Source organism: Mycolicibacterium moriokaense, from assembly GCF_010726085.1.
In the GTDB taxonomy this organism is placed as follows: Bacteria; Actinomycetota; Actinomycetes; order Mycobacteriales; family Mycobacteriaceae; genus Mycobacterium; species Mycobacterium moriokaense.
Map to the genome: position 1 here is coordinate 3,689,835 of NZ_AP022560.1, position 13,189 is coordinate 3,703,023.

The 13,189-nt window shown below is 65.6% G+C and carries 11 protein-coding genes; 2 read left to right on the forward strand and 9 right to left on the reverse strand.

Annotated features, from left to right (window positions below):
- Window positions 1-3: 3 nt before the first annotated feature.
- Window positions 4-1,461 (reverse strand): nitrate/nitrite transporter, encoded by a 1,458-nt coding sequence (locus tag G6N43_RS18045; RefSeq protein WP_083151075.1) that lies wholly within the window; start codon window positions 1,459-1,461, stop codon window positions 4-6.
- Window positions 1,462-1,590: 129 nt separating this feature from the next.
- On the opposite strand from G6N43_RS18045, the gene G6N43_RS18050 reads away from it, so the two are divergent.
- Together G6N43_RS18050 and G6N43_RS18055 are read left to right on the forward strand one after the other, a co-directional pair.
- Window positions 1,591-3,228 (forward strand): sensor histidine kinase, encoded by a 1,638-nt coding sequence (locus G6N43_RS18050; protein WP_083151485.1) that lies wholly within the window; start codon window positions 1,591-1,593, stop codon window positions 3,226-3,228.
- A complete protein-coding gene (locus G6N43_RS18055; RefSeq protein ID WP_083151072.1) occupies window positions 3,221-3,889 on the forward strand; it encodes a response regulator in 669 nt (222 codons plus the stop codon). The genes G6N43_RS18050 and G6N43_RS18055 overlap by 8 nt, the downstream gene beginning before the upstream one ends.
- Here G6N43_RS18055 and G6N43_RS18060 read toward each other — a convergent pair.
- The 8 genes from G6N43_RS18060 to G6N43_RS18095 all read right to left on the reverse strand — a co-directional run bounded on the left by G6N43_RS18060 (window position 3,875) and on the right by G6N43_RS18095 (window position 13,167).
- Window positions 3,875-5,161, reverse strand: a complete 1,287-nt coding sequence (locus G6N43_RS18060; protein ID WP_083151070.1) for a DUF222 domain-containing protein — start codon at window positions 5,159-5,161, stop codon at window positions 3,875-3,877. The two genes, G6N43_RS18055 and G6N43_RS18060, sit on opposite strands and share 15 nt — an antisense overlap.
- Window positions 5,162-5,227: 66 nt before the next feature.
- Entirely contained in the window at window positions 5,228-7,405 is a 2,178-nt protein-coding gene (gene lgt, locus G6N43_RS18065) for a prolipoprotein diacylglyceryl transferase (RefSeq protein ID WP_083151067.1), read from the reverse strand.
- Window positions 7,402-8,172, reverse strand: a complete 771-nt coding sequence (trpA, locus tag G6N43_RS18070; RefSeq protein WP_179968041.1) for a tryptophan synthase subunit alpha — start codon at window positions 8,170-8,172, stop codon at window positions 7,402-7,404. Before trpA ends, lgt begins: the two co-directional genes overlap by 4 nt.
- A 14-nt stretch (window positions 8,173-8,186) precedes the next feature.
- The gene (trpB, locus tag G6N43_RS18075) at window positions 8,187-9,446 is read right to left on the reverse strand and encodes a tryptophan synthase subunit beta (RefSeq protein ID WP_083151063.1); all 1,260 of its coding nucleotides are present in this window, start codon (window positions 9,444-9,446) and stop codon (window positions 8,187-8,189) included.
- A gap of 3 nt (window positions 9,447-9,449) precedes the next feature.
- Window positions 9,450-10,268: an indole-3-glycerol phosphate synthase TrpC gene (gene trpC / locus G6N43_RS18080; RefSeq protein WP_083151060.1), complete on the reverse strand. Its 819-nt coding sequence runs from the start codon at window positions 10,266-10,268 to the stop codon at window positions 9,450-9,452.
- A gap of 71 nt (window positions 10,269-10,339) precedes the next feature.
- A complete protein-coding gene (locus G6N43_RS18085) occupies window positions 10,340-10,930 on the reverse strand; it encodes a TIGR02234 family membrane protein (protein WP_083151058.1) in 591 nt (196 codons plus the stop codon).
- On the reverse strand, window positions 10,927-12,453 hold the full coding sequence (locus tag G6N43_RS18090) for an anthranilate synthase component I (protein WP_083151056.1): 1,527 nt from the start codon (window positions 12,451-12,453) through the stop codon (window positions 10,927-10,929). Before G6N43_RS18090 ends, G6N43_RS18085 begins: the two co-directional genes overlap by 4 nt.
- A 3-nt stretch (window positions 12,454-12,456) precedes the next feature.
- The gene (locus tag G6N43_RS18095; RefSeq protein WP_083151054.1) at window positions 12,457-13,167 is read right to left on the reverse strand and encodes a phytanoyl-CoA dioxygenase family protein; all 711 of its coding nucleotides are present in this window, start codon (window positions 13,165-13,167) and stop codon (window positions 12,457-12,459) included.
- Between the last annotated feature and the right edge of the window lie 22 nt (window positions 13,168-13,189).

Below are 13,189 nucleotides of genomic sequence, written 5' to 3' on the forward strand. Positions count from 1 at the left end.
GCGTCAGGCGGGCACCGGTGCCGGTGTGCGACCGATCTGCTCGCCCGCGCCGGCCCGCGCCGTGTGGACTCGCAGGAACACCCCCCAGGTGACGATCGCGCAGATCACGTAGAAGACGAGGAACACCCAGAACGCGTTGGTCGCGGACTTGGCCTCGCTGACATAGGACGCGCGCAGTACGACGTTGATGAACACGCCGCCCAGTGCGCCGATCGCACCGGCGAAGCCGATGAGAGCGCCGGACATGCTTCGCGACCAGGCCGCCTTCTCTTCGCGGTTCCAGTCACCGCGGCCCTGGGCCTTCGCCTCGAAGATCGACGGGATCATCTTGTACGTCGACCCGTTTCCGATACCCGACAGGATGAAAAGCAGGATGAAACCGGTCACGTAGGCGACCATCTGTCCGGTCGTCGCGGCGCCGGCCATGCCGTCGTCGATCACGCCCGCTGCCACCAGGATTCCCGCCGCGAAGATCATCGCGACAAACGTGTACAGGGTGACTCTCCCGCCGCCGATCCGGTCGGAGATCTTGCCGCCGAAAGGACGGGAGATCGAGCCGAGCAGCGGGCCGATGAAGGCGATCTGGGCAGCGTGCAGCGACGCCTGCGCTGGGGTGTCTCCCCCGGCGAGGAAGTTGATCTGGAGCACCTGACCGAATGCGAACGAGAAGCCGATAAACGAGCCGAAGGTGCCGATGTAGAGGAAGCTCATCACCCAGGAGTGCTTGAACCGCAACGCTTCTAACATCGCGCCGAGGTTCGAGCGCTGGTTGCCGAGGTTGTCCATGAACAGGGCGGCACCGAGCGCGGCGAGTCCGATCATCACAAGGTAGATGGCACAGACGATTTCGGACGCCGTGTTGCTGACCGCGGCAATCACCAGCAGGCCGATCAGCTGGATCACCGGCACGCCGATGTTGCCGCCGCCGGCGTTCAGGCCAAGCGCCCAGCCCTTGAGGCGCTGGGGATAGAACGCGTTGATGTTGGTCATCGACGAGGCGAAGTTTCCGCCGCCGAAGCCCGCGAATGCCGCGACAACCATGAACGTGGCGTGCGACGTGTCGGGCCTCTTCATCACCCAGAGGGTCAGAACCGTCGGGATGAGCAGCAGCAGTGCGCTGACGATCGTCCAGTTACGGCCGCCGAACTTGGCGGGCGCGATGGTGTACGGGATGCGCATGACGGCGCCGACCAGCGTGGGCACCGCGACCAGGTAGAACTTTCCTGCGGCATCAATGTGGTAAATGCTCTGCGGCATGAACAGGACCATCACCGACCAGATTGACCACACCGAGAAACCGACGTGCTCGGCGAAGATGGACCAGATCAGGTTGCGCTTGGCGATCCGGTTCCCCCCGGCTTCCCATGCCTCGACGTCTTCGGCGTCCCAGTGCTCGATCGTGCGGCTGCGGCTCAAGGTTTTCACGAACACTAGGTTCGCGTGCGGCCATTCCCTTGCCATTGCCCCGTCATGTCCGAAACGTCAACACCCGCTCACTTCACCGTGATGGCTGCGTGCGCGGTCGACGAAACGCAACGGAAACATACGTGACCTGTGCCACGTCATTTTCCGTCGGGTTTGACCGCCAAGATCGGCTTCGGGCATTCGAGCAGCACCTGTTGCGACACGGCGCGGGGGTTTCGCAGCCTGGCGGGCCAATTCCTGGTCTTCCAGTTGCTGGTCGTCGCGATCGTCCTGGTCGCGGTGGCGGCGGTGTCGGTGGCGCAGTCGACGCGGGAGTTCCGTGAGGTGCGCGGGGCGCGGATGATCGCGGTCGCCGAGAATATGGCGTCGACGCCGGTGGTGCGGGACAGGTACGCGGACCCGGGCGCGTCCAAGGTGCTGGCGCCGGAGGTCGATCGTGCGGTGGCGCTGTCGGGTGCCGGGCTTGCGGAGATCATCGATCCGGGCGGGACGGTGCGCGTGTCGTCGGATCCGTCGCGGGTCGGGCGTCAAGTCGACATGGGTCCGACGCGCGCCGACGAAGGGCGGGCCTGGTTCGGTGATCTGACGATCGACGGGGTACACAGCCTCGTCGGCGAGGTGCCGATCCTGGCAGACTCAGGGGAAGTCGTGTCGATCGCGTCGGTCAGTGAGCGGTATCCGTCGGTGTGGGAGTTGATGGGTGCGTCCGGCGAGCGGCTCCTGTTCTACCTCGGGCTGGGTGCGGCGCTGGGGCTGCTGGCGTCGTGGCTGTTGTCGCGGCGGATCAAGCGGCATACCCGCGGGTTGGAGATCGCGGAGATCGCGAGCCTGGCCGATCATCGGGAAGCGTTGTTACACAGCATCCGTGAGGGCGTCGTCGCGGTGAACAACGAGGGCGACATCACCGTACTGAACGACAGCGCACAGGAACTGCTCGGCGTGACTGCCGATGCCGTAGGCCGACCGGTGCACAGCGTGGGGCTCGATCCCGCAGTGGTCGCGTTCCTGTTGTCGGGTGAGGAGGGCCGCGACGTCGTGATCGTCACGCGGACAAGGGTGTTGGCGCTGAACAGGCGGGCGGCGACGAGCCAGGGTCAGCAGATCGGGACGGTCACGACGATGCGTGACAGCACCGAGCTGGCGGCGTTGCAGGGCCAGCTGTCGTCACACAAGAGCGTGACAGACACGCTGCGGGCCCAAACGCACGAGTTCGCCAATCAGCTGCATACGATCTCGGGGCTTGTTCAGTTGGGCGAATACGACTCTGTCCGCGATCTTGTCGAGACGCTGACTCGACGCCGCGCGGAGATCAGTGATGCCGTGACACAGCGCATTTCCGATCCCGCAGTAGCGGCATTGTTGATCGCCAAGACGACGTTGGCGGCTGAGAGCAGTGTCTCTCTGGAACTCGCCCCGGATTCGCACCTTGAGGCGTTGCCGCCTGCCGTGGCGACCGACGTGATCACGCTGCTGGGCAATCTGATCGACAACGCGGTCGACGTGTCGGTGGGATCTGTAGCGGCCCGAGTGACGGTCAGCATTGACGACCACGCGGGCCTGACGATCTCGGTAGCTGACTCCGGACCGGGTGTGCCCGAGAATCTTCGGGAGTCGATCTTCGCGCGCGGGGTGACCTCCAAGCCGGACGTTCCGGGCGGTCGGGGTATCGGCCTGGCGTTGGTGCGGCTGGTGACGGCGCAGCATGGCGGCACGGTGGAGGTTGTCGACGGTCCTTCTGGAGGTGCACTCTTCGTGGTGCGCCTGCCAGCGAGCGTCGTCGCGGAGAAGGCTGCTCATGCGTGACGTGCTGATCGTCGATGACGATTTCATGGTGGCCGAGATCCATCGCCGGTTCGTCGAACAGGTAGACGGCTTTCAGGCAACTGGCGTTGCACGTACGGGGGCGGAGGCACTTGCGGCGGTGAAGGAGTTGCAGCCGGATCTGGTTCTGTTGGATGTGTACCTGCCGGATATGACTGGCTTGTCCGTGCTGCAGCGGCTGCGTTCGGACGGCAATCTCGTCGGCGTCATCATGATCACCGCGGCGCGCGAATTGGACACCGTCAAAGGCGCTTTGGATGGTGGTGCAGCGGACTTCTTGATCAAACCGTTCGAGTTCGGTCAGTTCAAGGCGAAACTGGAAGCATTCGCGGCGCGGGCGGATGCCCTGGAGTCGGCCCCCGGTGGAATCGACCAGTCGTTGGTGGATTCGTTGTTCGGGAGTCCGGGCGGTACGACCCAGCCCCTGCCGAAGGGGCTCGGTGCCGAGACTGGGCGGCTGGTCTTGGATGCAGTTCGCGAGGCGGGCGAAGTGTCTGCTGCGGAATGTGCGGATATGGTTGGGATTTCCCGTGTCAGTGCTCGCCGCTACCTCGAGCATTACCTGAGTACTGAGGTGTTGGAATTGCGACTGCAGTACGGCGCCGGCAGACCTGAGCGGCGTTATCACCTACGCGGCGTGTAGGTCTGCGAGCTCGATACCGATTCTGATCTCGACTTCGCTGATCGTGATCAGCGGGCGCCCGAGCAAGGGCGGAGCGGTCGACCGGTAATGATGGCCAGTCGGTGTCACGAATTCAGCTGTGTGGACACCGTTCTCCTCGCATGGGGACACCTCCCAATTCGGTGACTCCTTGACGAAGTTGCAGTACGCGCACATGCCGAGCCCGTTGAGTCCATTCGTGGGTCCGCCCCGGCTGCTCGGCACAGCGTGATCACGGTGTCGGATGGGCGCATCGCAATACGGTGTTCGACAACTTTGATCTCGAAGGCCGATGAACATCGCCAGTCCCTTGGGGAAGCAGCGTGATCGGGACTCCATCGCCACAAGTGATCCGCTCTTCGGGTTTCGGTACAGACGCCGCAACGTCGCCTTCGACCGCTGGTCGCCGACTGCGGATTCAACCAATCGGCATGCCACCGAAGGAGGAATCGGGCCGTAACCCTCGATCATCGCCGGGACGTTCTCTCCACCGAGCAGCGCCTCATCCGATATCACGAGGCTGACCGCGATTGGTTCCGGAACGTCTGCAGGCCGGCCCATCACCCGCTCCACTAGCGTGTCGGCCATGACCTGGCCGCGGGACCGATCGTCGAAAGTGGTGTCGGCAGAACGCTTCAACGCGGCGTACACCCCTACACCCACCGCCACCGGTAGCAGCACGGTCACGTATGTCATGGCGTCGGGCGCGGGACGAATGGTTACTGTCCGGTCGGCTTCGGCCCTAGCGGCCCGGTCGACGATCGCCTGCGGATCGAGCCGGTAGGCGATGTTCTTTGCCTCGGTGGTCAACCTCTTGTCGCCGAGCCCATCCAGCTTGCTTACGTCCGCGCACAATTCAGCATCCAGCGTCCGTCGAAGCTCGACCTCCAAACAGGCGGACTCGCGCACGATCAGCGTGGCGCGCCATTCCGAAAGTGCACCCGACTCCAATGCCGCCAGCGTATGCGGCATTTCATGGACCAATGCCTTGGCGAACCCGAGATGCTGGTTTCCACGATATGGAGAATCGCGTCGCGCCAATGCCACCTCGCTGGCGAGGCCCTTGCCTCTCTTGGCCGATGGAACACCCGCTGCCGCCTCCGCTGCGCGCCGGCGCTCGTCCAACGCAGCGGTGGCACGCGCCTGCCCTGCCGCGGCGGCTGATTTGAGTTGCTCCAACTGGGCGATCCGCGCGATCAACTCAGCCTCGTCGGCGAGCGGATCAACCGAGGTCACGGTCGCGAGATCGAACATACATTCGATCGTATATCGACCCTCTGACAGTTTGGTTGTCAGTCAGATGATGATCGGCTCGCAGATTCAGCCTCGGCGACGGAACAGTCGACGAAGCCGTCCGCCGCGCTCTTCAGGCTGTTGTGCAGGCGCTTGGGCCGATGCTGGGGCGGCGTCGTTCTCTGCTTCCGCAGCTTCTTCGACGGCAGGCTCTTCTGCTGTGGCGTCGTCGGATTCGTCGGCGTCTGCGTCGGCTTCAGAGTCCGCCGCTTCTTCGTCCTCACCGTCGACCGTGGACTCTGATTCTTCGTCGGTGGAACCGAGATCCTCGGCCGCAGCGGCGAGTTCCGCCGCTATGTCTTCGTCCTCAGCCTCTGCAATGTCCTCGGCTGCAGCGTCATCGTCGCCGGGCTCGTCGGATGCCGATGTCTCGGGTTCAGTTTCTTCAGCATCCTCGACGACCGGCTTGTCCTCACCGGAGTCGTCAGATTCGGCTTCCTCAGTCTCGATGTCCAGGAGTTCCTCGGGTTCCGATTCCTCAGAAGTCGCCGCTAGTTCTTCGCCCTCATCGGTGCTCTCAGCGTCAGCGTCGGTCGGCTCGGCCAGAACATCCGAACCTTCCTCTACGTCGCCCTGGTCTTCGCCCTCGGCTACAGCATCACCGTCGCCGGGTAGTTCGGGTTCTGTTTCCTCGGCGGTGGTTTCTTCAGCTGCAGCCTCACCAGCAGCCTCGGGTGCTGCTTCCCCGCCCTCGGCGGACACCGTTTCGTCGGCACCTTCGTCAGGCTCCGGCTCCTCCGCTTCCTCTGCGTCGGTTGCCGCTTCCTCGTCGGCAGATTCCTCGGCTTCTTCGGCGACTTCCGCTGCAACTTCTTCAGCCTCGGCCGCATCCTCGACCGCCGCGTCATGAACCTCAGCCGCAGCCTCCTGCGCCTCGACGGCATCCTCACCCTCGACAGCACCCACGCCGCCGACAGCTTCGGCTTCCTCGTCCTCGGCTTCCTCGGCCTCTTCGGCGACTTCCGCCGCTACTTCTTCCGCCTCAGCCGCATCCTCAACCGCGGCCTCATGAACCTCAGCCGCAGCCTCCTGCGCCTCGACGGCGTCCTCACCCTCGACAGCGCCTACACCACCGACTACTTCTTCGTCCCCGTCGAAATCCTCGTCCTCAGCCGCCGCAGCGGCCGTAAGCAGTTCGACTACCGCCGTATGCGCCTCGGTCTCCGAATCATCGTCCGGCCCCGGCTCTTCGGCCGCCTCGGCGACCTCATCCGAGTCAGCGCCAGCATCTTCGTCCTCATCCGCACCTGCCGCCTTGGCCGCAGCCACCACACCCGTCGTAGCAGCGACCGCGACGAGCTCATCGGCCACCTCGTCGATCAGCGACTCGTCACGCGGCTTCCCCTTGAGCGTCGCCGGATCCTCGCGACCTTTGGGCGCCACCATGATGTAGACCACTGCGCCGATGAACACGAACGTCGATGTGAACGAGTTGATCCTGATGTCTGCGATCAGGCTGGCGGGGTCGCTGCGCAGCAGTTCGATCCAGAACCGACCCACGCAGTAACCGGCCACGTACAGCGCGAACAAGCGACCGTGACCGATCGTGAACCGCCGATCGACCCAAATCAGGACTGCGAAAACCAGAACGTTCCAGAGCAATTCGTACAGGAACGTCGGATGCACGATGGCGTACAGCTGGCCCGTCGAGACCCCGCTCGCCAGGTCTGGGCTGACGACGCCGTTCGCGCCCACCCGCTCGTAGATCTCGAGTCCCCAGGGCAGATCTGTCGGGCGGCCGTACAACTCCTGGTTGAAATAGTTGCCCAACCGTCCAATCGCCTGCGCCAGCACGATTCCCGGCGCGATCGCATCTGCGAACGCCGGCAACGGAATGCCACGCAGTCGGCACGCGATCCAGGCCCCGACACCGCCGAGCGCGACGGCACCCCAGATTCCGAGACCACCGTCCCAGATCCGCACGACGCCGAGTAACCCGGCGCCACCTTCCCCGAAGTACTTCGGCCAATCGGTGATGACGTGATACAGCCGGCCGCCGAGCAGACCGAACGGCACCGCCCACAGCGCGATGTCGTAGATGACGCCCTGCTCGCCACCCCTGGCCGTCCAGCGCCGGTCACCGATGAGCAACGCCACAACGATTCCGACGATGATGCACAACGCGTACGCGCGGATCGGGACCGGGCCGAGGTACCACACACCCTGCGAGGGACTGGGTATCGATGCCAGGACTGTCGTCGTCACGCGGTGATCCTCTGCCGCACACCGTCGGCAAGCTCAGTGGTCAGTGCCCGCACCGCAGGCAACCCGTCCTGCAACGCCGAAACCAGCGCCGACCCGACGATCACGCCGTCCGCGTACGCCCCGATCTCCGCTGCCTGCTCACGCGACCGCACACCCAGGCCGACCCCGACCGGAATGTCGGACACCGCCTTCACCCGCCTGACCAATTCGGGTGCGGCTGTTGACACCGCGTCGCGTGCACCGGTGACGCCCATCGTGGACGCGGCGTAGACGAATCCGCGTGACGCCCGCACCGTCGCGGCCAGCCGCTCGGGAGTCGACGACGGGGCTACCAGGAAGATGCGGTCCAGATCGTGGCGCTCCGACACTTCGAGCCACTCCGACGCCTCGTCCGGAATCAGATCGGGCGTGATCATCCCCAGACCGCCTGCCGCAGCCAGGTCACGGGCGAACGCGTCGACACCCCAGTGCAGCACCACATTCCAGTACGTCATCACCACGGCACGGCCGCCCGCATTACTGATCGCCTCGACAGCGGCCAGCGTGTCACGCACGCGGACGCCACCGCGTAACGCCACTTCCGTGGCCGCCGCGATCGTGGGTCCGTCCATACCCGGGTCCGAATACGGAATACCGACCTCAACGAGGTCGCAGCCTGATTCGACCAACGCCTTCATCGCCGAAATCGACGTCGGCACATCGGGAAAACCCGTGGGCAGGTATCCGATGAGTGCCGAACGGTCCTCCGCCCCGCACGTGTCGAACATCTCCGCCAGCCGACTCACGACTCACCGTCCATCAAGCCGAACCACTTCGCCGCGGTCTCGACATCCTTGTCGCCACGGCCCGACAGGTTGACCAAGATGAGCGCGTCGCGGCCCAGCTCCTGACCCAGCTTCAATGCACCCGCCACGGCGTGCGCCGATTCGATTGCCGGAATGATTCCCTCGGTACGGCATAACAGAGCGAAGGCATCCATCGCCTCGGTGTCGGTGATAGGTCGATATTCCGCGCGGCCGATGTCCTTCAGGAACGCGTGTTCCGGCCCCACCCCCGGATAGTCCAAACCCGCTGAGATCGAATGCGATTCGATGGTCTGCCCGTCTTCATCCTGAAGCAGATACGAGTACGACCCCTGAAACGCTCCAGGCGAACCGCCTGTGAAAGTCGCTGCGTGACGCCCGGTTTCGACGCCATCCCCCGCTGCCTCGAAGCCGATGAGCCGAGTCCCAGGATCATCGATGAAGGCGTGGAAGATGCCGATGGCATTCGATCCGCCTCCCACGCACGCCGTCACGGCATCAGGCAGCCTGCCCGCCTGCGCCTGGATCTGCGCCCGCGCCTCGAGCCCGATCACCCGTTGGAAATCGCGCACCATCGTGGGGAACGGATGCGGCCCCGCCGCCGTACCGAAGCAGTAATAGGTGTTGTCCGCGTTGGTGACCCAGTCGCGGAACGCCTCGTTGATCGCGTCCTTCAGCGTCTTGGAACCCGCCTCGACGGACACCACCTCGGCCCCGAGTAGACGCATCCGCGCCACGTTGAGAGCCTGCCGCGCGGTGTCGATCGCACCCATGTAGATGATGCACTCCAGGCCGAGCAGCGCGCACGCCGTCGCCGTGGCCACACCGTGCTGGCCCGCGCCGGTCTCGGCGATCACGCGGGTCTTGCCCATCTGCCGCGCCAGCAGCGCCTGCCCGAGCACGTTGTTGATCTTGTGAGATCCGGTGTGGTTGAGGTCTTCTCGCTTCAGGAAGATCCGCGCGCCACCCGCATGCTCGGAAAGCCTCGACGCTTCGTACAACGGCGACGGCCGACCGCTGTAGTGACGCTGCAACCGATCCAACTCGTCGAGGAACTCCTGATCGCCACGAGCCTTCTCGTATGCGGCGGTGACTTCTTCGATCACCGCCATCAGCGCCTCGGGGACGTACCGCCCTCCGTAGACGCCGAAATGGCCGCGCTCGTCGGGATCGTGGACTGTGGGTTCGGCGACGGCCGCGCTCGAACGCGGTAACTCCGGACCGGTGAGGTCGGCCACTTGTCAGCGTGAGGGTTTCGGGCAGGACGGGTGTGTGCCTGCGGTGACCAAATCGGCTACGGCGCTGCGCGGGTCACCACTGGTGACCAGTCCCTCACCGACGAGCACAGCGTCGGCGCCTGCCCCGGCGTAAGCGAGGAGATCGGCTGTGCCGCGCACACCCGACTCGGCGATACGAATGACGCCGCTCGGTAGACCGGGGGCAATGCGCGCGAAGCAGTCCCGATCCACTTCCAGCGTCTTGAGGTCCCGGGCGTTGACCCCGATCACCTTCGCGCCGGCCTGCAGAGCGCGGTCCGCCTCCTCCTCGGTGTGCACCTCGACAAGCGCCGTCATGCCAAGCGATTCGGTGCGATCGAGCATCGACTCCAGTGCCTGCTGCGTGAGCGCAGCGACGATGAGCAGCAGCATGTCCGCACCGTGGGCACGGGCCTCGTGAATCTGGTACGGCCCAATGATGAAATCCTTGCGCAACACCGGGATTGACACCGCAGCACGCACTGCGTCGAGATCTGCCAGCGAGCCGTTGAATCGCCGTTCCTCGGTGAGGACGCTGATAACGCGTGCTCCGCCGTCCTCGTATGCACGGGCCAACTCCGCTGGATCGGAGATCGCGGCCAATTCGCCGCGCGACGGGCTAGCGCGCTTCACTTCTGCGATGACACCGATACCCGGTTCACGCAACGCCGCCAACACGTCGAGCGGGGGTCGCGCCGCCTTCGCCTTCTCCTTGATGTCGGCGAGCGGAAGAGCCGCTTCGCGAGCTGCGACATCGGCGCGAACACCTTCAATGATGGTGTCGAGCACAGTCGCCGAACTCATGAGTGCCGAATCCTCCCGGATGGTGCCAACCGATCTTCAACGAAGGGTAACCGTCGCCACACCATTGGGTGTCACCGGCCCTTGTTGTCTGGGGTCTGATGTTGGGTGGGATCGACGCCATCGTCGAGTGCGTCCCACAGCTGTCGCTCCGACATCGCGTCCTCCGGTTCGCCCGCGACAGAACTACTACGACGTGCGTAGCGGACCGCAGCGGAGCGGTCCTTGGTCGCCGATCGCAACAGCAGCACGGCGGACAGCAGGGTCAGGGCCGCCGCCACCACCGTGATCACCGCACCCCCGTAGTGCCGCTGAGTGCCCACCAGATCGGCCACCGGCGCGTCGGCAAGGTGTGACGCCCGAACGCCTACGTCAGGCATCACCCACAGCGTGATCGCCAGATATGCCAGCCCCGCGCTGGTGATCGCCACAAGGACGGCCAGCGCGCGCAACACCCAGCCGCGTACCGCGAGCGCGGCGACAGCGGTGGCCAGCAGCAACACAGCGAGCGGGACCAGGGCCGTCGACCACGAACCGCCGGACAGCGCCGTCGTTCGGGGCTGGCCCAGCCCGTCGAACGACGTCACCTCGACCCATGTCATCCGCGACGCGACCCACAATGCCGCCGCCGCCAACACGAGCCCGAGCTGCGCGATCCGAATCATGGTTCGGTCAGCGTTTCCGCCGCAGCGATGGCCTTGAGCACCGCACGGGCCTTGTTTGACGCCTCGGTGTACTCGTAGGGCCCGTTGGAATCGGCCACGACTCCCCCGCCTGCCTGGACGTACGCCGTGCCCCCGCGCATCAGCGCCGTGCGAATGGCGATCGCGAAATCGGCGTTGCCCGCGAAGTCCAGGTAACCCAGCACACCGCCGTACAGCCCGCGACGGGTCTTCTCGACCTCTTCGATCAGCTCCATGGCGCGTACCTTCGGCGCGCCCGACAGCGTTCCCGCCGGGAAGCACGCCAATACGGCATCCAGCGCGGTCCTGTCGTCGGCGAGCTCACCGTGCACCGTCGACACGATGTGCATGACGTGGCTGTACCGCTCGATGTGGCTGTAGTCCTCGACGCGCACGGTGCCGGGCCGGCAGACGCGGCCGAGGTCGTTGCGGCCGAGATCGACCAGCATCAGGTGCTCGGCCCGCTCCTTCTCGTCGTGCAGCAGCTCCTTCTCGAGCAGCAGGTCCTCTTCCTCGGTCTCCCCGCGCCACCGCGTGCCGGCGATGGGGTGCGTCGACGCCCTGCCGTCCTTGACCGTCACCAACGCCTCGGGACTCGAACCGACGATCGAAAAGTCCAGCCCGCCAGCATCATTGGGCACATTGAGCAGATACATGTACGGACTGGGGTTGCTCACCCGCAGCATCCGGTAGACGTCGAGCGGATCGGCGTCGGTATCGATCTCAAAACGCTGCGAGGGCACCACCTGGAAAGCCTCGCCCGCTTCGATGTCGCCAACGAGCTTCTCGACGATCGCGGTGTACTCCTCGACGGTGCGTTGTGACCGGTGCACCGGCTCGGGCCTGCTGAACGTCGCCACCGTCGACGGCAGCGGCTCGCCGAGGGCCGCGGTCATCACATCGAGCCGGGCCACCGCGTCGTCGTACGCCCAGTCGACGCGCTCGTCGGTGCCGTTCCAGTTCACGGCGTTGGCGATCAGCGTGATGGTGCCCTCGTGGTGGTCGACGGCGGCGATGTCGGTGGCCAGCAGCAGCAGCATGTCGGGCAGGCCCAAGTCGTCGACAGCCAGCGACGGCAGCCGTTCCAGGCGTCGCACCATGTCGTACGCGAAGAACCCGACGAGGCCCGACGACAGCGGCGGCAGACCCGGCACAGGCTCGGTTTTCAGCAGCTCGAGCGTCGCCCGCAGGGCCTGAAGCGGATCACCCTCCTTGGGGGCGTCCTTCGGCGTGGTGCCCAACCACACCGCCTCGCCGTCGCGGACGGTCAGCGCCGACGGCGCACCCGCACCGATGAACGACCAGCGGGACCACGAGCGGCCGTTTTCGGCCGATTCCAGCAAGAACGTCCCGGGCCGGTTGGCGGCCAGCTTGCGGTACGCCGACAGTGGCGTCTCACTGTCGGCGAGCACCTTGCGGGTCACCGGCACCACGCGGTGCTCGGCGGCTAGCGCCCGGAAGTCCTCGCGTGACGTGGTGAGCGCGAGGTTGGCGGTCGATTGCACCCATCAATCCTCCCAGACGCGCGCCAAGGGCGACGACGACGTGGGTGTCAGTGGACTGGTCAGCACGACGGGCGCCTGCGCCATGAACCGCGGCGTGTTGCCACGGTGTTCGTCGGCCGCGTGCGCTGTGAACGGGTGCAGCAGGTACATGTCGCCGGGCTCGCCGGTCGCGTGCGCCACCGGCCGGTCGGCGCTGGCGGCGTCGACCAGGCGACCCATCTGGGCCAATTCGACGGGGTCCGGCCCCAGCACGCGGGCCACGTCGCGGTGTGAGCCCACCCGGATCCGCGTCGGAGCGTCGTCCGGGCCGACCTCCGACAACAAGGTCAGCAGCAACACGATGTGCGGGCGTCCGGTCACCGCCCACGTCCCGTCGGGTTGCGGCGTGTTGGCGTCGATGTGCCACCCGCGGTCGTCGTTGGGCGGCGACACCGGGAAACGGACGGGCACGTTGCCCAGCGAGCCTCGCGGCACCCACCCACCGCGCCCGCACACCGCATCGAGCGCCGCCAACGCCGGACTTCGAACAAGTTCACCGAAAGGCCCGTGGCCCATCAGATCTGAGGCCCACCGCACGGGTTTTGACCACTCGTCACGATCGTCGGGCGAAAGACCCAACTGCTGCCACAGCGCAGCGCGCGCCGCATCCGCGACGCCGTGGGGAACGGCGTGCTCGACCTTGACGTAGCCGTCGGACATGAAGATGTCGAGCATTCGGCACGTTCTCACAGATACG

What these genes read in the sequence shown, in the direction of transcription:
- trpA (WP_179968041.1), bottom strand. Translation starts at nt 8,172, where the DNA reads ATGTTCGACACGTGCGGGGCGGAGGACCGTTCGGCACTCATCGGATAC.
- G6N43_RS18095 (WP_083151054.1), bottom strand. Translation starts at nt 13,167, where the DNA reads ATGCTCGACATCTTCATGTCCGACGGCTACGTCAAGGTCGAGCACGCC.
- trpC (WP_083151060.1), bottom strand. Translation starts at nt 10,268, where the DNA reads ATGAGTTCGGCGACTGTGCTCGACACCATCATTGAAGGTGTTCGCGCC.
- G6N43_RS18060 (WP_083151070.1), bottom strand. Translation starts at nt 5,161, where the DNA reads ATGTTCGATCTCGCGACCGTGACCTCGGTTGATCCGCTCGCCGACGAG.
- G6N43_RS18045 (WP_083151075.1), bottom strand. Translation starts at nt 1,461, where the DNA reads ATGGCAAGGGAATGGCCGCACGCGAACCTAGTGTTCGTGAAAACCTTG.
- G6N43_RS18055 (WP_083151072.1), top strand. Translation starts at nt 3,221, where the DNA reads ATGCGTGACGTGCTGATCGTCGATGACGATTTCATGGTGGCCGAGATC.
- G6N43_RS18085 (WP_083151058.1), bottom strand. Translation starts at nt 10,930, where the DNA reads ATGATTCGGATCGCGCAGCTCGGGCTCGTGTTGGCGGCGGCGGCATTG.